At 65.9% G+C, this 25889-nt stretch carries 24 protein-coding genes and 1 tRNA gene; 9 read left to right on the plus strand and 16 right to left on the minus strand.

The features are described 5' to 3' along the window. The first annotated feature begins 52 nt into the window (after positions 1 to 52). From htpG to CAL26_RS01545, 3 genes are all read left to right on the plus strand, one after another. On the plus strand, positions 53 to 1960 hold the full coding sequence (gene htpG / locus CAL26_RS01535) for a molecular chaperone HtpG (protein ID WP_094845181.1): 1908 nt from the start codon (positions 53 to 55) through the stop codon (positions 1958 to 1960). A 210-nt stretch (positions 1961 to 2170) separates the two neighbouring features. Further along, positions 2171 to 2413, plus strand: a complete 243-nt coding sequence (locus CAL26_RS01540; protein WP_094845182.1) for a helix-turn-helix transcriptional regulator — start codon at positions 2171 to 2173, stop codon at positions 2411 to 2413. Next, positions 2413 to 3699, plus strand: a complete 1287-nt coding sequence (locus tag CAL26_RS01545) for a type II toxin-antitoxin system HipA family toxin (protein ID WP_094845183.1) — start codon at positions 2413 to 2415, stop codon at positions 3697 to 3699. Before CAL26_RS01540 ends, CAL26_RS01545 begins: the two co-directional genes overlap by 1 nt. A 42-nt stretch (positions 3700 to 3741) precedes the next feature. On the opposite strand, the gene CAL26_RS01550 is transcribed toward CAL26_RS01545, so the two are convergent. The 4 genes from CAL26_RS01550 to CAL26_RS01565 are packed head-to-tail and all read right to left on the minus strand — an operon-like array spanning position 3742 to position 7913. Next, the gene (locus tag CAL26_RS01550) at positions 3742 to 5049 is read right to left on the minus strand and encodes an MFS transporter (RefSeq protein ID WP_094845184.1); all 1308 of its coding nucleotides are present in this window, start codon (positions 5047 to 5049) and stop codon (positions 3742 to 3744) included. A 20-nt stretch (positions 5050 to 5069) separates the two neighbouring features. Next, positions 5070 to 6218 carry a galactonate dehydratase gene (gene dgoD / locus CAL26_RS01555; RefSeq protein ID WP_094845185.1) on the minus strand — a complete coding sequence of 383 codons (1149 nt, stop codon included), beginning with the start codon at positions 6216 to 6218 and terminating at the stop codon, positions 5070 to 5072. Further along, the gene (locus CAL26_RS01560) at positions 6215 to 6886 is read right to left on the minus strand and encodes a 2-dehydro-3-deoxy-6-phosphogalactonate aldolase (protein ID WP_094845186.1); all 672 of its coding nucleotides are present in this window, start codon (positions 6884 to 6886) and stop codon (positions 6215 to 6217) included. Before CAL26_RS01560 ends, dgoD begins: the two co-directional genes overlap by 4 nt. 19 nt (positions 6887 to 6905) lie before the next feature. Then, entirely contained in the window at positions 6906 to 7913 is a 1008-nt protein-coding gene (locus CAL26_RS01565) for a 2-dehydro-3-deoxygalactonokinase (RefSeq protein ID WP_094845187.1), read from the minus strand. 205 nt (positions 7914 to 8118) lie between these two features. Between CAL26_RS01565 and CAL26_RS01570 the strand changes: the two genes are divergently transcribed. Further along, entirely contained in the window at positions 8119 to 8928 is an 810-nt protein-coding gene (locus CAL26_RS01570; RefSeq protein ID WP_094845188.1) for an IclR family transcriptional regulator, read from the plus strand. 99 nt (positions 8929 to 9027) lie between these two features. Here CAL26_RS01570 and ampD read toward each other — a convergent pair whose 3' ends face one another. From ampD to CAL26_RS01585, 3 genes are all read right to left on the minus strand, one after another. After that, positions 9028 to 9606, minus strand: a complete 579-nt coding sequence (ampD, locus tag CAL26_RS01575) for a 1,6-anhydro-N-acetylmuramyl-L-alanine amidase AmpD (protein WP_094845189.1) — start codon at positions 9604 to 9606, stop codon at positions 9028 to 9030. Between the two features lie 75 nt (positions 9607 to 9681). Further along, positions 9682 to 9954 (minus strand): PP0621 family protein, encoded by a 273-nt coding sequence (locus CAL26_RS01580; RefSeq protein WP_094845190.1) that lies wholly within the window; start codon positions 9952 to 9954, stop codon positions 9682 to 9684. Position 9955: 1 nt separating this feature from the next. Continuing rightward, on the minus strand, positions 9956 to 10798 hold the full coding sequence (locus tag CAL26_RS01585; RefSeq protein WP_094845191.1) for a cytochrome C assembly family protein: 843 nt from the start codon (positions 10796 to 10798) through the stop codon (positions 9956 to 9958). 133 nt (positions 10799 to 10931) lie between these two features. Between CAL26_RS01585 and ffh the strand changes: the two genes are divergently transcribed. Further along, positions 10932 to 12341: a signal recognition particle protein gene (gene ffh / locus CAL26_RS01590; RefSeq protein WP_094845192.1), complete on the plus strand. Its 1410-nt coding sequence runs from the start codon at positions 10932 to 10934 to the stop codon at positions 12339 to 12341. Between the two features lie 208 nt (positions 12342 to 12549). On the opposite strand, the gene thiS is transcribed toward ffh, so the two are convergent. Genes thiS through trmB form a run of 3 tightly spaced genes read right to left on the minus strand, consistent with a single transcriptional unit; the run spans position 12550 to position 14531 of the window. Then, a complete protein-coding gene (gene thiS / locus CAL26_RS01595) occupies positions 12550 to 12750 on the minus strand; it encodes a sulfur carrier protein ThiS (RefSeq protein ID WP_179283271.1) in 201 nt (66 codons plus the stop codon). 38 nt (positions 12751 to 12788) lie between these two features. Further along, a complete protein-coding gene (pip, locus tag CAL26_RS01600) occupies positions 12789 to 13739 on the minus strand; it encodes a prolyl aminopeptidase (protein WP_094845193.1) in 951 nt (316 codons plus the stop codon). Continuing rightward, positions 13740 to 14531, minus strand: coding sequence for a tRNA (guanosine(46)-N7)-methyltransferase TrmB (trmB, locus tag CAL26_RS01605; RefSeq protein ID WP_094845194.1), 792 nt, complete (start codon positions 14529 to 14531; stop codon positions 13740 to 13742). A gap of 589 nt (positions 14532 to 15120) precedes the next feature. Here trmB and CAL26_RS01615 point away from each other — a divergent pair. The 4 genes from CAL26_RS01615 to CAL26_RS01630 all read left to right on the plus strand — a co-directional run bounded on the left by CAL26_RS01615 (position 15121) and on the right by CAL26_RS01630 (position 17969). Beyond that, positions 15121 to 15194, plus strand: a tRNA-Gly gene (locus tag CAL26_RS01615). Positions 15195 to 15262: 68 nt separating this feature from the next. Beyond that, complete coding sequence (locus tag CAL26_RS01620) at positions 15263 to 16318, plus strand: DUF72 domain-containing protein (RefSeq protein ID WP_094845196.1); 1056 nt, start codon at positions 15263 to 15265, stop codon at positions 16316 to 16318. 278 nt (positions 16319 to 16596) lie between these two features. Continuing rightward, positions 16597 to 16866: a hypothetical protein gene (locus CAL26_RS01625; RefSeq protein ID WP_218831492.1), complete on the plus strand. Its 270-nt coding sequence runs from the start codon at positions 16597 to 16599 to the stop codon at positions 16864 to 16866. 2 nt (positions 16867 to 16868) lie between these two features. Continuing rightward, positions 16869 to 17969: a CobW family GTP-binding protein gene (locus CAL26_RS01630; protein ID WP_256987862.1), complete on the plus strand. Its 1101-nt coding sequence runs from the start codon at positions 16869 to 16871 to the stop codon at positions 17967 to 17969. Here the strand turns inward: CAL26_RS01630 and CAL26_RS01635 are convergent. The 6 genes from CAL26_RS01635 to CAL26_RS01660 all read right to left on the minus strand — a co-directional run bounded on the left by CAL26_RS01635 (position 17957) and on the right by CAL26_RS01660 (position 25850). Continuing rightward, positions 17957 to 18838, minus strand: coding sequence for a polysaccharide deacetylase family protein (locus tag CAL26_RS01635; protein WP_094845198.1), 882 nt, complete (start codon positions 18836 to 18838; stop codon positions 17957 to 17959). The two genes, CAL26_RS01630 and CAL26_RS01635, sit on opposite strands and share 13 nt — an antisense overlap. Before the next feature lie 34 nt (positions 18839 to 18872). Further along, on the minus strand, positions 18873 to 20273 hold the full coding sequence (locus tag CAL26_RS01640; RefSeq protein WP_218831493.1) for an amidase family protein: 1401 nt from the start codon (positions 20271 to 20273) through the stop codon (positions 18873 to 18875). Beyond that, positions 20273 to 20854, minus strand: a complete 582-nt coding sequence (locus CAL26_RS01645) for an isochorismatase family protein (protein ID WP_094845199.1) — start codon at positions 20852 to 20854, stop codon at positions 20273 to 20275. Before CAL26_RS01645 ends, CAL26_RS01640 begins: the two co-directional genes overlap by 1 nt. Positions 20855 to 20887: 33 nt before the next feature. After that, the gene (locus CAL26_RS01650) at positions 20888 to 22534 is read right to left on the minus strand and encodes a thiamine pyrophosphate-binding protein (RefSeq protein ID WP_094845200.1); all 1647 of its coding nucleotides are present in this window, start codon (positions 22532 to 22534) and stop codon (positions 20888 to 20890) included. Between the two features lie 74 nt (positions 22535 to 22608). After that, positions 22609 to 24789 (minus strand): acetate--CoA ligase family protein, encoded by a 2181-nt coding sequence (locus CAL26_RS01655; protein ID WP_094845201.1) that lies wholly within the window; start codon positions 24787 to 24789, stop codon positions 22609 to 22611. A 65-nt stretch (positions 24790 to 24854) separates the two neighbouring features. Next, positions 24855 to 25850, minus strand: coding sequence for a Bug family tripartite tricarboxylate transporter substrate binding protein (locus CAL26_RS01660; RefSeq protein WP_179283206.1), 996 nt, complete (start codon positions 25848 to 25850; stop codon positions 24855 to 24857). Positions 25851 to 25889: the final 39 nt, after the last annotated feature.

Consider the following 25889-nt stretch of genomic DNA (forward strand, 5'->3'; position numbering starts at 1 on the left):
GCGGCGTCCAGGACGGCCGCCATCCCACCAACGCAGACACGAAGATTTCGACATGAGCGAAACCGCATCCCATTCCGCATCGGAAACCCTGGGCTTCCAGGCTGAGGTCAAGCAGCTGCTGCACCTCATGATCCACTCCCTGTACAGCAACAAGGAAATTTTCCTGCGCGAGCTGGTTTCGAACGCGTCCGATGCCTGCGACAAGCTGCGCTTCGAGGCGATCGACAACCCCGCGCTGATGGAAGGCGACCCGGAGCTGGGCATCCGGGTGGACTACGACAAGGCCGCCCGCACCATTACGATTTCCGACAACGGCATCGGCCTGTCGCGTGATGAAGCGGTGGCCAACCTGGGCACCATCGCCCGGTCCGGCACGCGTGAGTTTTTCGCAAAACTGACCGGCGACAAGCAGAAGGACGCCCAGCTGATCGGCCAGTTCGGCGTCGGCTTCTATTCTTCCTTCATCGTGGCCGACAAGGTCACCGTAGTGAGCCGCCGCGCCGGCGTGCCGGCCGACCAGGCCATCCGCTGGGAATCGGACGGCCAGGGTGAGTTCACCATCGCCCAGGCCGAAAAGCCCGGCCGCGGCACCGACGTGACGCTGCACCTGCGCGCCGACGAAGACGAACTGCTGAGCAGCTGGAAGCTGCGCGAGATCCTGCGCCGGTATTCCGACCATATCTCCCTGCCCATCAGCATGGCCAAGGAAGAATGGGACGCGGACAAGGGCGAGCAGGTCCGCAAGGACGAATGGGAGACGGTCAACCAGGCCAACGCCCTGTGGACCCGATCCAAGAACGACATCACGGAAGAGCAGTACCGGGAGTTCTACAAGCACGTCGCACACGACTACGACGACCCGCTGGCCTGGACCCACAACCGCGTGGAAGGCCGCAGCGAATATACGCAGCTGCTGTACGTCCCCAAGCACGCGCCCATGGATATGTGGGATCGCGATGCCCGCCGCGGCGTCAAGCTATACGTCAAGCGCGTCTTCATCATGGACGACGCGGAGCAACTGCTGCCGATGTACCTGCGCTTCGTGCGCGGCGTGATCGACTCGGCGGACCTGCCGCTGAACGTGTCGCGCGAAATCCTGCAGGAAAGCCGCGACGTGCGCGCCATCCGCGAAGGCTCCGCCAAGCGCGTGCTGTCGCTGCTGGAAGACCTGGCCGAGAACCGCAAGGAAGACTACGCCCTGTTCTGGACCGAGTTCGGCACCGTGCTGAAGGAAGGCACCGGGGAGGATATCTCCAACCAGGAACGCATCGCCAAGCTGCTGCGCTTCGCCTCCACGCATAACGAAGACGCCGCGCAGAACGTGTCCTTTGCCGACTACGTGTCGCGCATGAAGGAAGGCCAGGACAAGATCTATTACGTCACGGCGGACAGTTACGCGGCGGCCAAGAACAGCCCGCACCTGGAAATCTTCCGCAAGAAGGGCATCGAAGTCCTGCTGTTGTCCGACCGCGTCGACGAATGGATGCTGTCGTACCTGCGCGAGTTCGACGGCAAATCGCTGGTGTCGGTGGCCAAGGGCGGCCTGGACCTGGACGCGCTGGCGGACGAAGAGGAAAAGAAGAAGCAGGCGGAAGTGCAGGAATCGCTGAAGCCGCTGGTCGAACGCCTGAAGACCGCCTTGGGCGACAAGGTCGCCGACGTGCGTGTCACGCTGCGCCTGGTCGATTCGCCGGCGTGCATCGTGGTGGGCCAGAACGACCTCAGTCCGAACCTGCTGCGCATGTTGAAGGCAGCCGGCCAGGAAGCGCCCACCGTCAAGCCTGCACTGGAAATCAATCCGGAGCACGGCTTGGTGGCACGCCTGCGCGACGCCGCGGACGCCGATTTCGACGATTGGGCGAACCTGCTGCTCGACCAGGCCATGCTGGCCGAAGGTGCGCAGCTTGCCGACCCGGCGGCTTTTGTGAGGCGGATGAACGCGTTGTTGCTGAAGCAGTAAAACGTGCCGCTTTCCTGACTCAGCGCCGAATTACCGTACGGTAATTCGGCGCTTTGGTTTGTGCGATAACTGGCAAATAATTACCGAGCGGTAATTGTGACGCACAAATCGACGTCTGACCGGCGGAAAGTTACCGATCGGTAATTTTCAGATGGACAATCGCCGAATTGACTATTAAAATTACCGATCGGTAATTTTGGCGAGCGAGCCATGGCAGCCATTCCTGACGAAACGATCGTTCGAACCTCTGAGGAGCTGGGGGAGGTCGTGCGGCGCGCGAGAAAAGCGCAGCAGCTGATGCAAATAGACTTGGCGGGTTTGGGCAATACAGGAAACCGTTTCATTGTCGATGTGGAGCGCGGTAAGCCGACGCTTCAGTTGCAGAAAGTGCTCGATTTACTCGACCTCATCGGCCTGGAGATCGTGGTGCGGCCCAAACGAGGGGGATTCTAGTGGGAGCGAGCGATACGCTGGACGTCTATCAGAACGACTTTTTGATCGGCAAGCTGTTCGATCAGCAGCCTCTGCGATTTCGTTATGACGATTCCTGGATATCGACACCGTCCGCCAAGCCTTTGAGTGCACAGCTGCCTCTTGGCGTGAAAGATCATCAAGGGGAGCACGTCCACGCTTATTTCGAGAACCTGCTCCCGGAGGGCAATATCAGGCGGTTCATCAGCATGAGCCGTCACGCGACCACGGTGTTTGGTCTTTTGCGCAGCATTGGGGGAGATACCGCGGGTGGGCTGACGTTGATGCCCGAAGGCGAAAAGCCGCTGCCGCCGAGTTACGCTGCCACTTCATGGGCGCGCCTGAAAGATCAATTGCGGAGCAGGCCCGTGCCCGCCTTCGTCGGCGAAACCGAAGGCGCGCGTATTTCCCTGGCCGGGGCGCAGGACAAGCTGTTGCTCATGTTGCGCGAAGATGGCACGCCCGCCATCCCTCGGGGTACTGCACCATCCAGCCATATTTTGAAGCCTGACATCGGAGGGTTGGACGGAGTGTGGGCTTCGGCCTTGAACGAGACCTTTGTCATGCGGCTGGCTGCGGTAGCAGGCCTGGGCGCGGCGGATGTTGCATTCCAGCCTGACACCCGCGCCTGTCTGATCAGGCGGTATGACCGGATTGATGACGGGCATGGTGCGTTGATGCGGCTGCATCAACTGGATTTCTGCCAACTTGCCGGAAAGCCTTCAACGATCAAGTATGAGAGCGACGGTGGGCCGTCGCTGGCCGCGTGTCGGCAGTTTCTCCGGTATTCCGTCAGCCAGGCAGCGGACCTGCGCCGCTTCCTGCAGTGGATCTTCTTCAACCTGTATGTCGGCAACAACGATAGCCATGCGAAGAATCTGTCCATTCTCGTCGATGGCAGTGGCGCGACGAGACTCGCACCGTTTTACGATTTGATGTGCACCGCGATGTACCCGGGGCTGTCCCGGAAATTTGCGTTTTCCATAGGCGGGGAGATGACGCCCGGCCGTATAGAGGCACAACACCTCGTGGTCATGGCAAAGGAGCTGAGCGTTGCGGAGCGCTATTTGATGAACACGGCGGCTGACGTGGCCGCGCGCTTGCTGGTGGCGCTGGAGCAAGTTTCCACAGAATTGGGAGGCCAGGCGCTGGCGGGGACGGAAACTACGTTGCTCGAGCGCCTCGCCCGCTGGATATCCCGAAATACACGCAAGCTGTCCCAGCGCTGGCTGGGCAGAGCCGAACCTGCGTTAACAGCGCATGCTTAGCGACGCCCGACGGCGCCGGGCGTCGCCCCTGCCGAACGCGACCTACATCTCTATCCGCTCCACCTTCCCCACCAACAGGATGTACGACAGCGCCCCCAGCAGCGCCAGCGTAGCCACGTAGACGATGGCCGGCGCGAAGTTGTCCTGCGTGACCAGATACCCGATCACGATGGGCGTGCAGATCGACGACAGGTTGCCGACGAAGTTGAACACGCCGCCGGTCAGGCCCAGCAGCCGTACAGGCGCCAGCGCGGAGACCAGCGACCAGGTGATCGACGCCAGGCCGTTGCCGAAGAACGCCAGCGCCAGGAAGAAAATCACCCAGGACGTGGAGTCGGTGTAGTTCGCGCCTATCATCGACGTGGAGATCAGCAGCCCCAAAATGATGGGTAGCTTGCGCGCCATGCCGACCGTGGCGCCGCGCCGGATCAGCCAATCGGACAGCACGCCGGAACACAGCACGCCGATGAACGCCGCCAGGAAGGGCACCGAGGCCAGGAAGCCCGACTTGATGAAATCCATGCCGCGGTACTTCACCAGGTAGGTGGGAAACCACGTCAGGAAGAACCACAGCGTCGAGGTCAGGCAGAACTGCCCCAGGTAGACGCCCCACAGCTTGCGGCGCGACATGACCAGCCCCAGGTCGGCCCAGGCGAAGGGCGCCTTCTTTTCGCTGACGCGGCGTTCCAGGTCCACCACGCCGCCGCCCTGGCGGATCAGCTCGATCTCCGCTTCGTTGGCGCCGCGAAACTGGCGCGGTTCGCGGTAGACCAGGAACCACAGCACGCCCCACACGATGCCGATCAGGCCGGTGCTGACGAACACCATATGCCAGCCGTAGTGATGCTGCAGCCACGCCAGCACCGGCGTCAGGAACGCCAGGCCGACGAATTGGCCGGACGTATAGAAACCGATGGCCGTGGCGCGTTCGCGTTCGGGGAACCAGGTCGTGACGACGCGGTTGTTGATCGGATAGGCCGGCGCTTCCAGCGCGCCGACGGCCAGCCGCAGCACGAACAGCGCGACGAAGCTGCCCGCGAAGCCCATGAAGAAAGTCGCCGCCGACCACAGGATCAAGGCGACGGCGTACAGCACTCGGGGCGCGACGCGATCCACCAGCCAGCCGCCGGGAATCTGCATGGCCGCGTAAGTCCAGCCGAAGGCCGACAGGATCAGGCCTTCGCGTACGGTGTCCAGGCCGAATTCGTCGCGCAGCGCCGGCGCCGCGATGGAAAGATTGCTGCGATCCAGGTAGTTGATGACCACGGTGATGAACAGCATGACCATGATCAGGTAGCGCGAGCGGGTAGGCTGCGCCGCCGGCAGGGCGCCGGTGTGTGCGGTGGGCACGGTTGTCTCCTTTTATCTATTTACCATTCGGCGAAGCTGCCATCCTTGTGGCGCCACACCGGGTTGCGCCAGCGGTGTCCCACCGCGGCGCGTTCCTTGACGTATTCCTCATTGACTTCGATGCCCAGCCCCGGGCCCTGGGGAATCGCCACCATGCCGTCGCGATAGTCGAAGACTTCGCGATTGCTGACGTAGTCCAGCAGGTCGTTGGCGGCGTTGTAGTGGATGCCCAGGCTCTGTTCCTGGATGAAGGCGTTGTAGCAGCCGGCATCGATCTGCAGGCAGGTGGCCAGCGCGATCGGCCCCAGCGGGCAGTGCAGGGCGAGGGCGACGTCATAGGCCTCGGCCATCGCCGCGATCTTGCGCGTTTCGGTGATGCCGCCGGCATGCGACGGATCGGGCTGGATGATGTCCACGTAGCCTTCCGACAGGATGCGCTTGAAGTCCCAGCGGGAGAACAGCCGCTCGCCCAGGGCGATCGGCGTGGACGACAGCGGCGCCAGTTCCTTCAAGGCCTCGTAGTGCTCGCTGAGCACGGGCTCTTCGATGAACATCAGCTTGTAGGGCTCCAGCTCCTTGATCAGGACCTTGGCCATCGGCTTGTGGACCCGCCCGTGGAAGTCCACGCCGATGCCGACGTCCGGCCCGACGGCATCGCGCACGGCGGCGACGTTCTCCAGGCACTTGCGCACCTTGTCGTGCGTATCGATGTACTGCAGTTCTTCCGTGCCGTTCATCTTGACCGCGGTGAAGCCGCGCTCCACCGCGGCCTTGGCGGCGGCCGCGGTATCCGCGGGCCGGTCGCCGCCTATCCACGAATACACGCGGATGCGATCGCGCACGTTGCCGCCCAGCAGTTGGGAGATGGGCACGCCCAGCGCGCGGCCCTTGATGTCCCACAACGCCTGGTCGATGCCGGCCAGCGCGCTCATGTGGATGGCGCCGCCGCGATAGAAGCCGCCGCGGTACAGCACCGTCCAGTGGTCCTCGATGTTGCGCGGGTCCTTGCCGACCAGATAGTCCGACAATTCCTCGACGGCGGCGGCGACGCTGTGGGCGCGGCCTTCCACGACCGGCTCGCCCCAGCCGACGACGCCCTCGTCGGTCTCGATCTTCAGGAAGCACCAGCGCGGCGGAACGATGTAGGTGGTGAGCTTGGTGATTTTCATGCTTGCTGTCCGTTGGAGGGATAGGCCTGGCGCCAGGCTGCGATGAAGTCGCGCGCATTACCGGCGACCTGGCCGGCGGACATGCCGGGCTTGTACAAGGCGGAACCCAGGCCGAAGCCGGAGGCGCCGGCGCGGGCGAACTCGGCGATGCTGGCGGGCGTGATGCCGCCCACGGGCACCAGCGGCACCGTGGCCGGGATCACCGCGCGCCAGGCCTTGACGACGGCCGGGCCCAGTTGCTCGGCTGGGAACATCTTCAGCAGGTCGGCGCCGGCCGCCAGCGCGGCGAAGGCCTCGGTGGGCGTGGCGACGCCGGGGCAGCAGGCCATCAGGGCCGACTTGGCCGCGCGGATGACCTGCGCGTCACTGTGCGGCATGACGACGATTTCGCCGCCGGCGCGAACGATTTCCGGGCAGATGGCGGGATCCAGCACCGTGCCCGCGCCGATCATGCAATCCAGCGGCAGCGCCTGGCGTAACTGACGGATGCTTTCCAGCGGCTCGGGCGAATTGAGCGGCACCTCGATGATGCGAAAGCCCGCTTCGTAAAGGACGGTGCCGACGGATTCGGCTTCGGTGGGCTTGATCCCGCGCAGGATGGCGATCAGGCCGCACTGCGTCATGGCAGTCTGCAAGGGCGATTGCGTGGTGTTCAGGACGGGAGGCATGGCGATTCCTCGTTGCGGTTCAGTTCTGGCGGATCAGGCCGGCCGATACGGCAAGCCGCCACAATCCGCGTTCAGCGGCTAGTCCGGCCAGGGTGGGGGCGGCCAGGCCGAAATGCGGCAAGGCGCTCGCGTAGCGGCGACACAGGTCCTCGTCGCCGCACAGGACGATGCGCGACGGCATGCCGCGGGCATCCAATAAGGTGCGCAGCGCGGCGGCTTCGTGTCCGATCAGCAGGCCGGACAGGTAATCCGGCTGGGCCTGGGGAGACAACTGTCCCGTCAGGCCCAGTGCGCGGGTGCTGAAAATCGTCGACAGCACGCCGCCCTGGCCCAGCGCCGAACCCGCGACGTCCAGGCCGCGCTGGAAGGCGGCATCGTCCGGCGCGGCGGGATCTTCCATCGTCCGGCCCAGGATCGTGTGGCCGCGCAGCGCGGCGTAGACCTCGCCGGTCATGAAGGTGTCGAACTCGACGATGCGCCCGCCGCGCACCCGCACCCATTTGCAATGGGTGCCGGGCAGGCCGACCAGTAGATCGTCGTCCAGGGCGGCGCCACCGGCGCCGGCCTCGCTGTCGATGAGGCCGACGACCTGCGTTTCCTCGCCGCGTATTACGTTGGCCAGGCCCTGCCTTTGGAGCAGGCCGGGAATGATGTGCAGCGTGGCGCCGCGATGCGTGTCGACCTTCGCCAGCCGCGCGCCGATGTCGCGCGGGTCGGCGGGGATGTCCAGGTAAGGCGCCTGCGCCCAGCCTTGGGCGCTGCCCACCATCCCGCAGGCGATCACCGGCAGGCCCGGCTGCGCACGCAGCCAGTCGCCGCAGGCCTGCTCGAACGCCAGCTCGAAACCCGCCGCGGCCGGTGCCGGCATCGGGCCGTCCGTCCGAGGCGCCGGCAGCCGCATGATTCCCCAGGGCAGATGCCGCGTGTCCAGCACCCGGCCTTCGGCGCCCATGCGGTAGGCCCGCAACGAAGAGGTGCCCCAGTCCAGTGCGATGAGCACCGCGGAGTATGTCGCGTCCGGATTCATGAATTCTTCCTTTTTTGTGTGTTGGTCCTTACTTGCCTCCTGGCCGGATTCTAGTACTCGCCGCCGATTTGCTCAAAATATAGAATTTCGTCCCATATATAGGGATACAATGCGAATTCAACGTCGTAACGGGGTAGGACGGATCTGATCCCCGCAATCGAGACCCCGGCCCCGCCGCGAGCGAGGCAAATCGGAAACAGCAGGGATGGATTCAACGAAACGGGCGGATCCGGCGTCGCAGACGCTGGGAACGCAGACCTTGATGCGCGGGCTTGCCGTGGTCCAGGCGGTCGCCGCGGGCGCGCGCGAGCTGCGCGACATCTGCGCCCGTATCGGCGTCGCGCGCAGCACCACCCACAGGCTCGCGAGCTGCCTGGTGCAGGAGCGCTATCTACGCGTGCTGCCCGGCTACGGTTATATGTTGGGGCCGCGGCTGATCGAACTCGGCTTCCAGGCGCGCGAGGAAATTCCATTGGCCACGCTGGCCCGGCCCTATCTGGACGAGCTGGCGCGTCTCAGCGGCGACACCATCCATCTGGCCGTGCGCGAAGGCGCCGACGCGCTCTACCTGGACAAGATCCCGGGCAAGAAAGGGCTGGAGATGCGATCGCGGGTCGGCCACCGCATGCCGCTGGCCGTGACGGGCGTCGGCAAGGCCTTGCTGCTGGACAGCGATGAAACGGAGTGGGTGGCCATGCTGCGCGCCGGTGCGCCGGTGTCGCCCCAGGCGGCGGGCAACGTGCAGCCGGAAGACCGTTTCCTGTCGCGCATGCGCGAATACGCCTTGTCCGGCTATGCCTTCGATCTGGAGGACAACGAGCCTTCGATCCGCTGCGTGGCCGCGCCGGTGCGCGATGCGGCCCGCAAGATCGTCGCGGCCATCAGCGTGTCCAGCACCATTCCCTACATGCCGATGGAGCGCATGCGCGAGATGGTGCCGGCCGTGCAATCGGCGGCGCGGGGTATCTCCGGTGAATTGGGATGGCGGCCGCCGGAGACGGCGCAGGCCGCCTGACGGACGCGGGCCCTGCGCCGTGGGCCGCGCGCTGCTGGCGGCTATGACGGCCCAAGGCCAAGGCCCAAAGCTCAAGACTTACAGCCAGGCGATCAAGGTTCAACGCTGGGGCAGCACCCGCCTGGGAAAGCCGCACAGGTGCCCGAAGCGCGTCCAGTCGAAAGCCGGACCCGGATCCGTCTTGCGCACGGGCGCGATATCCGAATGGCCGCGCACCGCCCGCAGCGGATGCCGTACCTCGAGCGCGGGCGCCAGGCGCGCCAGGGCCGCGTACTGCGCATCGGTATAAGGCAGTACGTCCGTGCCTTCCAGTTCGATGCCGATGGAAAAATCATTGCAGCGCTCGCGGCCATCGAACCGCGACACGCCGGCATGCCACGCGCGCGCGTCCGTGCTGACGAACTGCACGACGTCACCGTCGCGCCTGACGAAGAAATGCGCCGACACCCGCAGGCCGCGCAGCCGCTCCAGCCAGGGATGGGCGCCGTAGTCCAGCGTGTTCAGGAACAGCCCGTGTACGTGCGGCCCGCCGAATTCGCCCGGCGGCAGGCTGATGTTGTGGATCACCAGCAGCGATACCGCCGTCCCGGCCGGCCGCGCGTCGTGATTGGGCGAAGGCGCATGCGTCACGCCGCGCGCGGGTTTCAGCCATCCATGCCGATCGAGTTGCAGCGCCATGCCGTACCGTTATCCTTTGCCCGCGTTGCCCTGGTTCGGCGTGCCGTGGTCCGGCTCGCCGTGGCCCCGGCTGCCTTAGTATTTCGCCTCCAGCCTGGCGTGCTCCTGGCACCACGTACGTCCATTGACCAGGGCGGCGTCCGACCGGGGCAGGTGGATGCCGCAGTGCGCGCAGCGCACCATCTGTTCGGCCGGCACGGCCCGCCGCGTGGCGCCCGACCGGCCCTTTGTGCGCTGAGCCCCGCCGGCGGCATCGCGCGCCGCGTTGCGGGCGTTGGCGCGGGCGGCGATGCGCGCGATGGTCAGTGCCACCAGCACGACGATGATCCAGAAAAGTACCTTGCCCACTTCAACCCCGATGCAATAGAACTTCCAGCACGAACCGGCTGCCGGTGTACGCCAGCAGCAGCAAGGCAAAACCCGACAACGTCCAGCGCAATGCCACGCGGCCGCGCCAGCCCTTGCGGTAACGCCCCAGCAGCAGCACGCCGAAGGTCAACCACGACAGCAGCGTAAAGACCGTCTTGTGGTCGAACGGAAGCAGGCGCTGCGTCAGCATATACGAGGCCACCGATCCCGTGATGACGGTCAGCGTCAGCACGGCGAAGCCGATGGAGATAATGCGGAACAGCAGCCGCTCCTGCATCAGCAGCGGGGGTTGCACGTCCAGCACCTTGCCCATCAGGCTGGCGCCTTCGGCCTGTTCCAGCGGGCGATGCAGGTGGCGGTCCAGCAGGGCCATCAACATGGCTTGCACGGCGGCCACCGTCATCAGGCCATAGGCCATCAGGGCGATCACCAGATGCACGCGCAGCCAGGAATTGTTGGCGTGGGGCACCACCTGCCCTTGCGGGAAAGCGGCCGCCAGGGCGCAGACGAAGGCCGCCGCCGGCAACAGCAGCAGCAGCAGGCCGTCGATGCGGATGACCAGGCTTTCCAGCCAGAAAATCAACATGCCCAGCCAGATGGCCGCGGACAGGGCCAGGGCCCAGCCGATGAACAGATAGGGGCCGCCCAACAGGGATTGGTAGAGCGCCACGCCCTGCAGGACGAGGGCGCCCACCAGGCAGGTCCTGGCGACGCGACCCGCGTGCTGGATGCCATCCGCCCCGCCCAGGCGGCGCCAAAGTGACGCGCCGAGCACCGCGTACGCCAGCGCGGCGACCGCGTGAAATACAATGCCAAATGACATAGGAACCGTTGTTGTTCTCGATGGGGCCCGCGCGCGGGTAATCCGGCGGGTTTTGCCGGTACCACGTGCGTCGGCGCGATACGCGCCGTGCCGGGCCCCTGCCAGCCGAATAGTTTAAGCGGAAACGCATCTCATGCTCGACAACCTTACTCAACGCCTGTCGCGCGTCGTCAAGACGCTGCGCGGCGAAGCTCGCCTGACCGAAGCCAATACCCAGGAGATGCTGCGCGAAGTGCGCATGGCCCTGCTGGAAGCCGACGTCGCCTTGCCCGTGGTGCGCGAATTCGTCGCCCGCGTCAAGGAAAAGGCCCTCGGCGAAGAAGTCGCTTCCAGCCTCAGCCCCGGGCAGGCGCTGGTCGGCATCGTCCACAAGGAACTGACCGCCCTGATGGGGGGCGACCTGGGCGCGGAAGCCGGCGAACTCTCGCTGGCGGTGCAGCCGCCCGCGGTCATCCTGATGGCCGGCCTGCAGGGCGCGGGTAAAACCACGACCACCGGCAAGCTGGCGCGCTGGCTGTCCGAAGGCAACCACGTCCAGAACGGCCGCAAGACGGGCAAGAAGAAAGTGCTGGTGGTCAGCGCCGACGTCTACCGTCCCGCCGCCATCGAGCAGCTGAAAACCGTGGCCGGCCAGGTGGGCGTCGATTTCCTGCCCTCCGACCCCAGCCAGAAGCCGGAAGACATTGCCCGCAACGCCGTCGATCACGCGCGCCGCTATCACTACGATGTGCTGATCGTCGACACCGCCGGCCGCCTGGGCATCGACGAGGCCATGATGCGCGAGATCCGCGCCTTGTATGACCTGGTCAATCCCGTCGAAACCCTGTTCGTGGTCGACGCCATGCAGGGCCAGGACGCGGTCAATACCGCGCGCGCCTTTGCCGACGCGCTGCCGCTGACGGGCGTGGTCCTGACCAAGCTGGACGGCGACGCACGCGGCGGCGCGGCCTTGTCGGTGCGGCATGTCACCGGCAAGCCGCTGAAGTTCGTCGGCGTATCGGAAAAGCTGGATGGCCTGGAAGCCTTCTATCCTGACCGCATGGCCCAGCGCGTACTGGGCATGGGCGACATCGTGTCGCTGGTGGAGCAGGCGCAGCGCAATATCGACATCGCGGAAGCGCAGAAGCTGGCGACCAAGCTCAAGTCCGGCAATCGCTTCGACTTGAACGATTTCCGCGAGCAACTAGGCCAGGTCAAGAAAATGGGCGACATGGGCTCGCTGCTGGAAAAGCTGCCCGCCCAGTTCCAGCAGGCCGCCGGCCAGCTGCAGAGCGGCCAGGCCGACAAGCAGCTGCGCCGCACGGAAGGCATCCTGAATTCCATGACGCCGGCCGAACGCGCCAAGCCTGAACTCATCAAGGCCGCGCGCAAGCGGCGTATCGCCGCGGGCGCCGGTGTGCCCGTGCAGGAGGTCAACCGCCTGCTGGCCCAGTTCGAGCAGATGCAGGGCATGATGAAGCAGATGAAGAAGGGCGGCATGGCCAAGATGATGCGCGCCATGGGCGGGATCAAGGGCCTGGGCCGTTTCGGCGGCATGCGCTGATCGACCAAAAAAAAACGGCCAGTCTTGACTGGCCGATGTGCCGGAGCGGGAGGGGAAAAGTCCGCGCCGGTGATTCCCATCGAACCCGCTGCGGAAGTTCAATGGCGAGTCCATTATGCGTACGGCTTAGGCCTTGCGCCGTCAATCAGTTGTAACTGGTTGCGTATCCGATGTGCGCGATTGCGCGGTGCCGTAACAGTGGTCCGCGTCAGCCGCCGCCCACTGCGACAACGATCTCCAGCTTGTCGTTTTGTTGCAGACGTGTCTCAGCGTGCTGACTTTTAGGAACAATTTCGCCATTTTTTTCGACGGCCACGCGTTTGCCCACGTAGCCCAGCAGTTCCAGGAGGCCCAGCACCGTCGTATCGGGGGCGACCTGCCGGGGCTCGCCATTCAGTTGGATATTCATCATGGTGGTCTGTCGCGTGTCGCGGGAGGGCCGCCTGTTCAGGGACGGCCCGTCGCCGCGTAGCGGTTCGTGGCGTCGATAAGATGGGCAAGAATGCCTGGCTCGTCGAACGCGTGGCCGGCATCCGGAACAATGTGCAGCCGGGCTTGCGGCCAGGCGCGGTGCAGGTCCCAGGCGGTGCGCACGGGCGTGCAGGCATCGTAACGCCCCTGGACGATCACGCCGGGGACGTCGCGCAGCTTGTGCGCGTCACGGATCAATTGGCCTTCGGCCATGAAGCCGTCGTTGACGAAGTAATGGTTTTCGATGCGGGCGAAGGCCAGCGCCGCCTGGTCGCCGGCGTGGCTTTGCTGATGGCGCGCGCTGGGCAGCATGGTGATGGTGCTGTCTTCCCAGCGGCTCCAGGCCTTGGCGGCGGCCAGTTGCGCTTCCGGGTCGTTGCCGGTCAGGCGGCGGCGGTAGGCCTGCACCATGTCGTGCCGCTCTTCCGGCGGGATGGGCGCCAGGTACTCTTCCCACAGATCGGGGAACAGTTCGGACGCGCCGTGCTGGTAATACCACTGCACCTCCGACCGCCGCACCGTGAAAATCCCGCGGAGGATCAGCGCGGCCGTACGCTCGGTATGGGTCTGGGCATAGGCCAGCGCCAGTGTCGATCCCCACGACCCGCCGAATACCAGCCAGCGGTCCGCGCCCATGATCTCGGTGCGCAGGCGCTCCATGTCGGCGACCAGGTGCCAGGTGGTATTGTTCTCCAGGCTCGCATGCGGACGCGACCGCCCGCAGCCGCGCTGGTCGAACAACAGCACGTTGTACCGGGCTGGATCGAACAATTGCCGATGCACGGGCGAACAACCGCTGCCGGGGCCGCCGTGCAGGAAGACAGCCGGCTTGCCGTCCGGATTCCCGCACAGCTCCCAGTACACCTGGTGGCCGTCGCCGGTATCCAGCATGCCGTGACGATAGGGTTCGATGGCGCGAAATAGCATTCAGGCGGCTCGCTTGAACATGAGGTCCCATACCCCGTGGCCCAGGCGCAGGCCGCGGGTTTCGAACTTGGTCTGCGGACGGAATTCAGGACGGGGCGCGTAGCAGTCCGCGGTATTGCGCAACTGCGGCTCGGCGCTCAACACTTCGAGCATCTGCTGCGCGTAGTGTTCCCAGTCCGTGGCGCAATGCACGTAGCCGCCCGGCTTGACCCGGCTGGCCAGCAAGGCGACGAAGGGCGGCTGGATCAGGCGCCGTTTGTGGTGGCGCTTCTTGGGCCATGGGTCGGGAAAATAGATGTGCACGCCGTCCAGCGAGTTGGGCGCGATCATGTCGCGCAGCACTTCCACCGCGTCGTGCTGGATGATGCGCACGTTACGCAGGCCGGAGGCCTCGATGCGCTTTAGCATGGAGCCGACACCGGCGTTGAAGACCTCCACGCCCAGGAAGTTGTCACCCGGCCGATCCAGGGCGATGCGTTCGGTGGTCTCACCCATGCCGAAGCCGATTTCCAGGATGGTGGGCGCGGTCCGGCCGAAAACGCTGGCGGGATCCAGGATGCGTGCGGCGTAGGGGATGGACCACTGCGCCAGCAGGCGCTCCAGGGCGTCGCGCTGGCCTTGCGTGATGTGGCCGCGGCGATGGACGAAACTGCGGATATGGGTGGCGCCGGGACCATCCGGCGCATGCTGGCCGGACGCCGGCGCAGCCTCGGTCGCCGGCGACCGGGCGGACGGTGAAACAGGAGACGGAGCGGGAGGCTCGCCGTCTTCGGGGATCGTATCGGTATTCATAGCGCGCCATTGTAGTAGGGCCGGGAACCGAACCGCGGCGGGGTCCAGGGTACGGGGGCGTACGGAATGGACCATTGGGCCAGCGGGCGTTCCAGGGCTTCGCGCTGGCGGGAGCGGTATTCATAGCGCCATTCAAGTGCGGCGAGGCTCCTGGAGAAGGCTAGGGCTGTCGCTTGAGCTTGGCGGCCTGCTCTTGATTCAGGCGGGCCGCCTCATCCCTGGCGTAATCGGCCTCCCCGGCCTCGTAGGGGCCTTCGTACGAGCAGCTGTTCCACCAGTGGCAGGAACTGGCGCGTTTGGGCGCGGCCGGGCCGCAGGCGGACAGCAATATCAAGAGGGAGGAAGCCAGTACGAAGCGTGTGAGCATATTGCGGAATTATCGGTTTGCTTTGAGTCGAACCGCAAAGATTGTCAGCTATCGCCCCCAGGGTCAACGCGTGCTGCGTAACCGGATCCTGGCCGGCGCCGAGCCACGATACGCACGCACGCTACCGATTCCGTGGGCCAGGAAGCGTTCTGATCCGAGTACATCGGCCAATGTATAATCGCGCTTCCTGCTGGCGGCAAGCTATGCCGGCACGGCACCCGGGCGGGTGTAGTTCAATGGTAGAACGGCGGCTTCCCAAGCCTCAAGCGTGGGTTCGATTCCCATCACCCGCTCCAAGTAGATCCTCTTTCGGCTTGGTAAGTGCAAATCAAGTCCATCCCGGCATCACGGCAGCGCCCCCTGCATGCAAGACGATCTTTTCAGAGATGCGCCTCTCCAGCCGCCGGCCGATTCCTCGAACCGTACGGCCTCTCGTGAAATTCCGGAGGTTTCCGCCCTCCGCGGCATGGCCATGGTGCTTCCGGCTCCCGCGGGCCAAGCGTGGAGCGCGCTCGCGAGCCAGCTTCCGGCGCAGTTGCGTTTTGGCGTATCCACTTGGTCGTATCCGGGCTGGGAAGGGCTGGTCTGGGATGGCGAATACGATTCGAGCACGCTGTCGAAGCATGGGCTTGGCGCCTACCATCAGCATCCGCTTTTGCGCACGGTTTGCGTGGATCGCACGTTCTGGCGGCCGTTGACGGCAAACCAGTATGGCGCTTATGCGGGGCAGGTCCATGACGACTTCCGTTTCGTCGTCAAATGTCCCGCCAGCATTACCGATGCGCAGGTGCGTGGCGAAGAAGGCAGGACGCGTCAGGCCAATCCGGTTTTTCTCGATCCGTCGCTGGCCATCCACGAATTCGTGCGGCCGGCGCTGGAAGGCCTGGGCGCCAAGCTTGGCGTCCTGGTGTTCCAGCTGAGCCCCCTGCCGTGGGGGTGGCTGAGTCGTCCCGCGGCGCTGTTCGAGAAGCTGGGCCGCATGCTGGCGGCTGTCCGGGAGGCCTTGTCCGCGCATGGCGCCGTGATCGTCGCGGTGGAAGTGCGGGATCCCGAACTGCTGGGCCAGGCGCTGGTGGATACGCTCAAGGCGCATGGCGCAACGTTCTGCCTGGGCTTGCACGGCAAGATGCCGCCGATCGAAGAGCAGCTGCCGCTGCTGCGCGCGTTATGGCCGGGACCGCTGGTCTGCCGGTGGAATCTGAACCGCATCTTCGGCGCATATGGTTATGCCGACGCGCAGAAAAAGCACGATCCGTTCAATGCCATACTCAGCGAGGATCTCTCGACGCGCACGGTGCTCGCGCGCACGATACGCGGGATCACGGGTGCGGGCCAACCGGCCTACGTGACGGTCAGCAACGATGCCGAGGGCTGCGCGCCGTTGTCCATCCAGAGGCTGGCCCAGGCCGTTGCGGGGTAGGGCTTATCCGCCGCGGCTTGATTCAGACTGTCGTTTTTCAGACTGTCGTTTTTCAGGCTATCGGTTCCCGCAGCCCCGACGGAATGCGTACGATTCGTGAACCGCCGCTTCACTCGCCGGGACGCCAAGCGGCACCGGGATATGATGGGCCGATGCGGCACCCCTGAGGCTGGAGCAAGCAATCGGACGCCCGCCGCGCATATCCTGACCCGGAGGCTTTCATGTGTGGGCTGTGCGGTGTTTTGGCTGGACAAATGCACTGGACCGAAGGCCGGTCCATGGCAGAGGCCCCCGCTGGCGCGGCCCGTCGGGAGCGCCTGGCCCGTGCGGCCTTCCTGAACCGGCTGTTGGCGGCCTATGCCTGTTCCGTGTCCGACTGGCAGGGCTCGGCTTATGTGTTGTCCAGCCGCACGGGCAAGACCGAGATCGTCAACGACCTTGGTGAGATCTGGCAGAAGGTCGAAGCCATGACCGGCGTGCGGCCGGATCCACTCACGCTGCGCTTCACGGACGCCGGCGTCGCCTATGCCTCGGCTGACCACGGCTGACCATGGCTGACATCGATGTCCCCGCCGATCCGCGCATTCCGGTCAACGTGCTCACCGGCTTCCTGGGCAGCGGCAAGACCACGCTGTTGCGTCGGCTGCTGGCGTCCGCGGACCTGGCGCACACCGCGGTCGTCGTCAACGAACTGGGCGAGATCGGTATCGACCATCATCTGATCGACCAGGTCGATGAAGAGGTGGTGCTGTTGCGCAATGGCTGCCTGTGCTGCGGCGTGCGGGGCGACCTGTCTACGGCGCTGACGGGCCTGATGGAGCGCGATCGCCGCGCCGGCGCGTCGGGCACGGCGCCGGGCATACGGCGTGTCGTGATCGAAACCACGGGCCTGGCCGACCCCGTGCCGGTGCTCAATACCCTGGCGCTGGACCCCATGCTGCGCCACCAGTTCCGTCCCGGCGCGGTCGTGACGACGGTCGATGCCGTGCACGGCATGCTCCAGCTGCGGGAACATCCCGAATCGGTGCGTCAGGCAGCGGTGGCGGACCGCATCGTCATGACCAAGACCGATCTGGCCAGCGCCGCCGCCGTCGAGGCGCTCGCGCATGAACTGCGAGGCCTGAATTCGGCGGCCCCGCTGTTGATGTCCAACGGCGATCTGGATCCGGCGCGATTGTTGTTGGATCGGGATGTGTTTTCGGTGGATCGCCTGAACGAGGTTCGCGCGTGGTTTGCTCCGCCGCGGGAAGGCCCCGGGGTCGGCCAATATCACGGCATGGCGCGCACGTCGCCGGCGCTCGGGCCCTTTCATTCGGCGGTGAGTACGGCTTCGCTGGTGTACGCACCTGCGCTGGACTGGGTCGTCGCGGGCGCCTGGCTCAGCATGCTGGTGCATCGCTATGGCGACACCTTGTTGCGCTTGAAGGGCATCCTGAATATCGCGGGTTCGGATCGTCCCACGGTGGTGCACGGCGTGCGCCACCTGATCCACGCCCCGATGCACCTGGACGCTTGGCCCGACGACGATCGGCGTTCCAGGCTGGTATTGATCGGTACCCTGCCGTCACAGGCCGCGCTGCAGGCATCCCTGGAGCGGTTCGCGCGCCAGGGCCGGGCGGCGGATGCCGGGCCCGGACATCAACCCGTATAGGGGAAACGCCGGTCGTAGTCGTCGGCCATGTCGGACATGGTGACGAAGCGCACGCCTGGATGCGAACGCATATAGGCATATAGCCGCTCCAGCATCAACAGGACTTGCGGCCGGCCGGAGACGTCCGGATGGATGGTGATGGGAAACACGGCGTAGTCGTACTCGCGGTACACCCAGTCGAATTGATCGCGCCACATCTGCTCGATGTCGCGCGGATTGACGAAGCCATGGCTGTTGGGCGATTTCTTGATGAACATCATGGGGGGCAGGTCGTCCAGATACCAGTTCGCTGGAATCTCGATGAGCGGACTCGCGCGGCCACGCACCAGCGGCTTCATCCAGGACGCCGCGTCGCGCGTGTAATCGATCTTGGTCCAGCTGTCGCCCACGCGCACGCGGTACGGCTGGAAGTCGTGATGCATGAGGCTATGGTCGTACTTGATGCCTTTCTTCAGCAGCAATTCGTTGGTGACGCTGCTGAACTCCCACCAGGGCGCCACGTAGCCCACCGGTGCGCGGCCCGTGAACTCCGATACCAGCGCGATACATTTGTCGAGTACGTCTTCCTCCTGGCGCGGCGTCATCGCGATCGGGTTCTCGTGCGAATAGCCGTGTATGCCGATCTCGTGTCCGGCCTGCGCCACCGCCCGGATCTGGTCCGGAAAGCTCTCGATGGAATGGCCGGGCACGAACCACGTCGTCTTGATGCCGAAGCGTTCGAAGAGCTGCAAGAGCCGCGGGACGCCGACTTCGCCGGCGAACATGCCGCGCGAGATATCGTCGGGCGAATCCTCGCCCCCGTAGGAGCCCAGCCATCCCGCGACGGCGTCCACGTCGATGCCGAATCCACACAGTATTTCTTTTGCCATGCTGGTCAACTCCTTTTCGAGACGAGGGGGCCGGCTACTTCAATGCCGCTTCCAGCGCGCGGGCGCGCGCCAGCAGGGCGGACTCGCCGCCGGCGGCGGCGTGGAACATGATGCCGGTGGGCATGCCCGCCGCGCCGGGCTCGCCCGGCAGCGTCAGTCCGCACAGGTCCAGCAGATTCCCGACGCTGGTGTTGCGTATGGTGCGCAGGTTGATTGCCGTGAACGACGCGAGGTCGGCTTGCAGGTCTTTCAATGGCGGCGCCACATGCGGCACCGTCGGCATGACCAGCAAAGTATCTTCCCCCAGGCTGGCCGCGAGCGTTCGCGCCAGCGCGGCGCGTCCCCGCTGCAGCGCGTCCACATCGGCCTCGCTCATCGACTTGCCGGCCAGGATGCGGCGGGCCACGAAGGGGTCCATGGCCGTGTGGCGGGGGGAGTCGAGCACGGCGCGATGCGCCGCGTAGGCTTCGGCGGACGCGAGCGCGCCATGCCTCTCCACGAGCGCGCGGGCGGCATCGAGTTCCGGTATCTGACGCCGGCTTATCCGCGCGCCGGCATCGCGCAGGCGTTCGATGGCGTGTTCGAAGCTGGCGGCGACAGCGGGTTCCAGTTCGCCGAGCGCGGCATCGTCGGGCACCAGCATCGTCAGGCCCGACAGCGCATCATCTGCGGCCACGGGCGTCGCTTCGATGGCGGCGCCGCGCAGCATCGCGTCCATGCCCTGGCAGTCCACCGCATGCCGCACGAAAAAGCCCACGGTATCGAGGCTGGCCGACAACGGGAAAACGCCGCCCATGTCGTAGCGGCCCGGCGCCGGCTTGAAGCCGACAAGGCCATTGAAAGCGGCCGGCGTGCGCACCGATCCGCCGGTGTCCGTCCCGATGGCCGCTGGCGCGAGCCCGGCCGCGACCGCCACGGCCGATCCCGATGATGATCCCCCCGGCGCGCGCGGCTGGTCCATCGCGCGCGGATTGCGCGGCGTGCCGTAGTGGGGATTCAACCCCAGCGCCGTATACGCGAACTCCGACAGGTTGGTCTTGCCCAGGGTCACCATGCCCGCCGCGTGCGCGTGCGCAGCCACGATGGCGTCACGCTGCGCGGGCGGCTCGTCGCGGCGCAAGGCGGATCCCGCCGTCGTGGCGGTGCCGGCCACGTCGATATTGTCCTTCCATGCGAGCGGCACGCCATCCCATGCGCCGGCGGGCTTGCCGGCGCGCCAGCGCGCCGCGCTGCGTTCGGCCTGCTCGCGCGCGAGATCGGCGGTGACGGCGATGAACACCGCCGGGTCCGGGTGGGCACGGATACGATCGATGAAGTGGTCCGCCAGGTCGCGCGCATCCAGCTCGCGCACGCGCAACCGACGGGCGAGTTCGGTCAGCGGCAGGTCATGCAGCGGCTGCGTGCTGTCGATGGACATTTCGTCGCGCGCCGGCATCAGGAGAAGGCCTTGATGCGGGCCGACACGGACTTGAAAGCGGGCGCATCCGCGCTGCCCAGCCACTCGAACAACACCATTTCCGTGGTCACGATGCGCACGCCTTCGACGCGCAGCCGTTCCAGCGCAAAGTCCCTATCCTCGTCCCGGCGCGAGCCGGCGGCGTCGGCCGCCACGTAAACCTCGTAGCCTTCCTGGCGCAGCTCCAGCGCGGTCTGCAGCACGCAGACGTGCGTCTCCACGCCCGCGACCACGACCTGCCGGCGTCCGGCCGCGCCCTGGGCGCGTATCGCCTGCGCCAGCGCCGGCTCGCGCATGCACGAGAACACCCGCTTCGCATGCAAGGCCGCCTGTGCCGGCAGCACCTCGCGCAACGACGCGGTGGTCGGCCCCAGGCCCTTGGGGTGTTGCTCCGATACGATCACCGGGACATCCACGTCGCGCGCGCCTTCCAGCAGCGCGGCCGCGCGGGCGGCGAGCCGTTCCGGGCGAGCCATCGCGGGCAGCAGGCGTTCCTGCATGTCGACGACCAGCAGCTGCGCATGCCCTGCATCAAGCAATGGAGAGGGATAGGAAGCCATGCATGTGTTCCTTGGCGGCGGGCAAGCGCCGCATCAGGTGCTGTAGCTGGAGAACTTGGCGGTGACGGCGCGCGCCATGTGATCGGTCCTGACGTTGATCACCGCGGGCCGGCCGGACTGGAATGCGCGCTCCAGCGCGGGGCGGACCTGGGCCGGATCCTCCACGTATTCGGCGTGGCACCCCAGGGCTTCGGCCATTTTGTCATAACGCGTATAGCCCAGGTTGCGGCCGGGTTTCACGCCATCCGGGTCCGCCGTCCAGCCGCCATTCAGGCTGATCACCACCACCACCGGAATGCCGAAACGCACGGCGGTATCCAGCTCCATGGCGCTCATCCCGAAGGAACCGTCGCCATGCAACACCAGTACCTGCTTGTCCGGATGCGCCAGCTTGGCGCCGATGCCGAAGGGCAGGCCGACGCCCATGGTGCCGAAGGTGCCCGAGTTCAGCCGGTGTCCGGGATGATAGGTGGGGATGGACTGCCGCGCATAGTTCAGGATTTCCTGGCCGTCCACGACCAGGATGGCGTCGCGGTCCAGGAAGTCGCGCACCTCCTTGCACAGCCTGAGCGGATGCATGGGCAGTTTGTCGGAGCCCAGCGTCTGCTCCGCGGCCTTGGCCTTTTCCTCGTTGATCCCGGCCAGCCGGCTGACCCACGGCGCGTAGCGGGCGCGGTCCAGCCGCCCGCGCGAGGCCGCCAGCAACTGCTCCAGGACGGCCTTGGCGTCGCCGACGATGCCCACGTCGCAGGGGCGGGTCAGGCCGATCTCCTGCGGATCGATATTGATCTGGATGACGCGCGCATCGGCGCTGAAGCGCGGCGCGCTGAGGTGCCCATTCACATAGTTGGAGCGGGTGCCGACGACCAGCAGCAGGTCGGCTTCCCGGAAGGCCGTGGAACGGGCATAGAGCATGGCCAGTTCGTGATCGTCGGGCAGCACGCCACGGCCTTGCGGCGTGGTGTAGAAAGGAATGCCGGCGTATTCGACCAGGTCGCGCAAGGCATCCGAAGCCTGCGCCCAGATGATGCCGCTGCCGCTCATGATGATGGGCCGTTGCGCCTGCGCCAGCAATTCCACCGCCTCGAGTATGGCCTGCGGCGCACCGTGCGGGCGATGCCTGGCGAAGGCGCGCTCGGGATCGGGGTAGACAATCTCGCTCTCGTCGATCTTGCGGTAGAGCACATCGCCCGGCATGTCCAGATAGACCGGGCCGGGCCGGCCGCTGGTCGCCACCCGCAAGGCGGTGGTCACCATATCGGGGATGCGACGGATATCGGTGACCCGTTCCGACATCTTGGTGATGGGGCGGAACAGTGCCACCTGGTCGATTTCCTGGAATATGCCGCGTCCGCCGCCCAGCGAATCCAGCGGCGCCGAGCCGCCGATGGCGAATACAGGCACGGCGTCGGCCCAGGCCGTGGCGACGCCGGTAGTCATATTGGTGGATCCCGGGCCGGAGCACCCCATGCATACCGCCACGCGCCCGGTGACGCGGCCCCATCCATGCGCCATCATGGCGCCGGCCTGCTCATGGCGGACATCGATCGCCCGTATGCCCTCCTTGATGCAGTTCGACTCCACCTCCAGCATGGGGCCGCCCATGATGTAGAACATCGTGTCGATACCCAGTACTTTCAAGGTGCGCGCCAGTATCTGCGCGCCGCTGATGTTGCTCATGTCTTGTCTCTCCTCATTGAAGCCCGGACGCACCGGGCCCGGGGAATTTCGCCACTCGTCCGCGCGGGCGGCGCTCAGTCGTGAGGCGCGACGGCAGGCGCCAGGATCATGCGGGCGTCGACCACCGAATAGCCGCCTTCATGGAAGATCACCGGGTTGAGATCGATTTCCACGATGTCCGGGTGCAGCGTGGCGATGTGGGCCACCCGCATCAGGAGATCGGTCAAGCGTTCCCGGTCGACCGCGGCGGCGCCGCGCGCGCCGGCCAGCACCGCGCGATGGCGCAGGTCGTCGACCATGGCGCGCGCGTCGCATTCGGCCAGCGGGAGCGCCCTGAACGTGACGTCGCGCAGCACCTCGACGAATATCCCGCCCAGGCCGAACATGATGACCGGGCCATATTGCGGATCGCGAACGACGCCGATGATGATCTCGGTCCCGCGCGGCGCCATCGGCGTGGCCAGTACGCCCTCGATGGCCGCCTGGGCATCGAAGGCGAGGACGTTGCTCATGATTTCCGCGCGTGCTTCGCGCAAGCCTTCCGCGCCGACCACATTGAGCTTCACGCCGCCCGCGTCCGACTTGTGCAGGATGTCCTTCGAAACGATTTTCAGGGCCAGCCGCGCGTCGCCGAATGCACGCGCCGCCACATCTGCGTCGTCGGCCGCGCCAGCGTCGCGCAGCAACATGCTGGGCGGCATCGCCACGCCGTAGGCCGCCAGGATGGCGCGCGATTCCGTTTCCAGCAGATCGCGCGAATGTGCCCTGGCGGTGGCGATGGCCGCCAGCGCCGCGGCTTCCGGGCCGCCCTGGCTCGATGCGCCGGGCGCCGCCAGCCGCCGCCGCGATTCGCCGTATTCCGCGGCGGCGGACAGGCAACGTACGGCGACCTCGATATGCCTCTGGTAGGGCACGCCGGCCTGGCTCAGCACCTTGAGCGACTCGGTCTTGAAGTGGGCGTAATGGGTCTGGACCATGATGGGCTTGCCCGTCACCCGCATCAATTCGCCGAGCTGCAGGCAAATCTCGCGCTCCGTCCTTCCCACGGACTCGTCGTAGCGGGTGGTGTAGCCGCCGAAGTAGCCGACGAACAACAGGGCGTCGATCCCGGGATCCTCCAGGATGGCCTGCGAGATCGACCCGTAATACTCGACCCTGGGGTCCGTGCCTCCGCCGGCATCCACCGGATTCGATATCGCCGTGGCGGCGGGTACGATGGCATGGATGCGGGCCTGGGTCTCGGCCGACAGCGGGGCCAGGACCAAGCCCTGCGCCGCGATGGCTTCCGCGGCCATGGTGATGGGCCCGCCGCCCTCGGATACGACGGCGACGCGGCGCCCTCGCATCGGCGGAAAGGCGGCCAGCGCGCTGGCCACGGAATGCAGGTGGTCCGCCTGCTCGACCAGCACCACGCCGGATTGGCGCAGCACGCCCTGGGTGACCGCGTAGTCGCCGGCCAGCGAGCCGCTATGGGACTTCGCCGCGCCCTTGCCGGCCTCGGTCCGCCCGGCCGCGTACATTACGATGGGCTTGGACGGCGTCACGCGGCGCGCCGACGCCATGAACGCGGGGCCATCCTTGAAGCCTTCCACATACATCAGCACCGCCCGCGTGCCGGGATCGTCACCGACGCATTCCAGGTATTCATGGAACTGGATGTCCGACTGGTTGCCCACGCTGAGCATCACGCTGATGCCGGAGTGCTCCTGGAATTGGAATTCGGTCACCAGCGACAACAGGACGTTGGCCGAATTGGACAGCATCGCGATGGGGCCGGTCGGCACGTCGAACCAGCCCGACGCATTGCAGCCCGTGCGCGCGCTGAACATGCCGCTGGTATTCGGTCCGATCAGGCGAATGCCGTGCCGCCGCGCCACGTCGACGACTTCCCTTTCCAGGACGGCGCCGGCTTCACTGGCTTCGCTGAAACCGCCAGCCAGGATGATGGCGCCCTTCACGCCCTTGGCGCTGCACTGCTCCAGGATGCCGGGCACCGTGGCCGCCGCGGTGCAGACCAGGACCAGGTCGATCTCGTACGGTACGTCGGCGAGGCTCGGATAGCTGGGATATCCCAATATCTCGCTGCTGGATGGATTGATCGGCGCGATCTTCCCCTGATAGTTGGCCGAGGCCATCGTCCGTATCGCGCGGTTGCCTCGCTTCAAGGGATTGTTGGAGGCGCCGATAACCGCGACCGCGCGCGGATGAATCACTCTTTCCAGATAATGGGACATCGTCGATACCGTCTTTTCCATTCGTTTTCATGTGCCGGCTGTCCACGGTGTGCATGGACGACACCGGCCTGGGGTCGCGCCTTGCGTCAGCGCGTCGGGGTGGCTGTCGCGCCCGACGCCTCGATCAACTGCTTGAACTTCAACACGCTGGCCTGCTGGCGCTCTGCGGCTTGCGCCGGCGTGCCGCCGCTCACGGTCAAGCCGATCTGCTGCAGTTTCGTGCCCAGGTCGCCTTGCAAGGCCTTCTGCAACACGCCGTTGAGTTTCTCGATGATGGGCTGCGGCGTTCCGGCCGGTGCGACCAGCGCATGCCAGCCGCCAAACTCGTACCCCTTGACGCCGGCTTCCTGCATGGTCGGCACGTTGGGCACCAGCGGGGAGCGCTTCGAGCCGGACACCGCCAGGGCCAGCAGCCGACCGCTCTGGATGTACGCCAGTGCTTCCGGCAATGGCTGGAAGGTCATGTCGATCTGGCCGCCCATGAGATCGGTGATCGCGTTCGCGCCGCCCTTGTAGGGCACATGCAGCAGCCTGGTGCCGGTCAGCATCATGAACAGTTGAGCGGCCATGTCCTGGGACGAGCCGGTGCCCGCAGAGCCGAACGACAGGCGGTCCGGATGCGCCTTGGCGTACGCGATCAGTTCCTGTACCGACTTGACCGGCACCGAGGCTGAGTCCGGACGCACCAGCAGCACATTGGGCTGCAGGCTGTACTGGATGATGGGCACGAAACTCTTGACCGGGTCATAGGGCAGCTTGGGATACACGCTGACGTTGGCCGCCAGTTCGGTCGAGCTGCCGGACATCAGGGTATAGCCGTCGTGCGCCGCCTTGGAGACGTATTCGCTGCCGATGATGCCCGCGGCGCCAGGGCGGTTCTGGACGATGAAGCTCTGGCCCAGCGCGGCAGTCAGTTCCTGCGCCACCAGGCGGGCGATCTGGTCGCCGCTGCCGCCGGGCGAATAGCCGACCACGATGGTCACCGAATGGTCGGGATAGTTCTGCGCTTGCGCGCTGCCGTGGAAGGCCAGCGCCGCGCAGAGCAGGGCGCAATGCAATACTGCTTTGAGTCGAATGGTCACGAGAATTCCCCTTGCGTTTTTTTTGATAAAGTATTTCCC

This window comes from Bordetella genomosp. 9 (assembly GCF_002261425.1).
Taxonomy (GTDB): Bacteria; Pseudomonadota; Gammaproteobacteria; order Burkholderiales; family Burkholderiaceae_B; genus Bordetella_C.

What these genes read in the sequence shown, in the direction of transcription:
- htpG (WP_094845181.1), top strand. Translation starts at nt 53, where the DNA reads ATGAGCGAAACCGCATCCCATTCCGCATCGGAAACCCTGGGCTTCCAG.
- CAL26_RS01540 (WP_094845182.1), top strand. Translation starts at nt 2,171, where the DNA reads ATGGCAGCCATTCCTGACGAAACGATCGTTCGAACCTCTGAGGAGCTG.
- dgoD (WP_094845185.1), bottom strand. Translation starts at nt 6,218, where the DNA reads ATGAAAATCACCAAGCTCACCACCTACATCGTTCCGCCGCGCTGGTGC.
- CAL26_RS01560 (WP_094845186.1), bottom strand. Translation starts at nt 6,886, where the DNA reads ATGCCTCCCGTCCTGAACACCACGCAATCGCCCTTGCAGACTGCCATG.
- CAL26_RS01565 (WP_094845187.1), bottom strand. Translation starts at nt 7,913, where the DNA reads ATGAATCCGGACGCGACATACTCCGCGGTGCTCATCGCACTGGACTGG.
- CAL26_RS01570 (WP_094845188.1), top strand. Translation starts at nt 8,119, where the DNA reads ATGGATTCAACGAAACGGGCGGATCCGGCGTCGCAGACGCTGGGAACG.
- ampD (WP_094845189.1), bottom strand. Translation starts at nt 9,606, where the DNA reads ATGGCGCTGCAACTCGATCGGCATGGATGGCTGAAACCCGCGCGCGGC.
- CAL26_RS01585 (WP_094845191.1), bottom strand. Translation starts at nt 10,798, where the DNA reads ATGTCATTTGGCATTGTATTTCACGCGGTCGCCGCGCTGGCGTACGCG.
- ffh (WP_094845192.1), top strand. Translation starts at nt 10,932, where the DNA reads ATGCTCGACAACCTTACTCAACGCCTGTCGCGCGTCGTCAAGACGCTG.
- thiS (WP_179283271.1), bottom strand. Translation starts at nt 12,750, where the DNA reads ATGAATATCCAACTGAATGGCGAGCCCCGGCAGGTCGCCCCCGATACG.
- pip (WP_094845193.1), bottom strand. Translation starts at nt 13,739, where the DNA reads ATGCTATTTCGCGCCATCGAACCCTATCGTCACGGCATGCTGGATACC.
- trmB (WP_094845194.1), bottom strand. Translation starts at nt 14,531, where the DNA reads ATGAATACCGATACGATCCCCGAAGACGGCGAGCCTCCCGCTCCGTCT.
- CAL26_RS01620 (WP_094845196.1), top strand. Translation starts at nt 15,263, where the DNA reads ATGCAAGACGATCTTTTCAGAGATGCGCCTCTCCAGCCGCCGGCCGAT.
- CAL26_RS01625 (WP_218831492.1), top strand. Translation starts at nt 16,597, where the DNA reads ATGGCAGAGGCCCCCGCTGGCGCGGCCCGTCGGGAGCGCCTGGCCCGT.
- CAL26_RS01630 (WP_256987862.1), top strand. Translation starts at nt 16,869, where the DNA reads ATGGCTGACATCGATGTCCCCGCCGATCCGCGCATTCCGGTCAACGTG.
- CAL26_RS01635 (WP_094845198.1), bottom strand. Translation starts at nt 18,838, where the DNA reads ATGGCAAAAGAAATACTGTGTGGATTCGGCATCGACGTGGACGCCGTC.
- CAL26_RS01640 (WP_218831493.1), bottom strand. Translation starts at nt 20,273, where the DNA reads ATGCCGGCGCGCGACGAAATGTCCATCGACAGCACGCAGCCGCTGCAT.
- CAL26_RS01645 (WP_094845199.1), bottom strand. Translation starts at nt 20,854, where the DNA reads ATGGCTTCCTATCCCTCTCCATTGCTTGATGCAGGGCATGCGCAGCTG.
- CAL26_RS01650 (WP_094845200.1), bottom strand. Translation starts at nt 22,534, where the DNA reads ATGAGCAACATCAGCGGCGCGCAGATACTGGCGCGCACCTTGAAAGTA.
- CAL26_RS01655 (WP_094845201.1), bottom strand. Translation starts at nt 24,789, where the DNA reads ATGGAAAAGACGGTATCGACGATGTCCCATTATCTGGAAAGAGTGATT.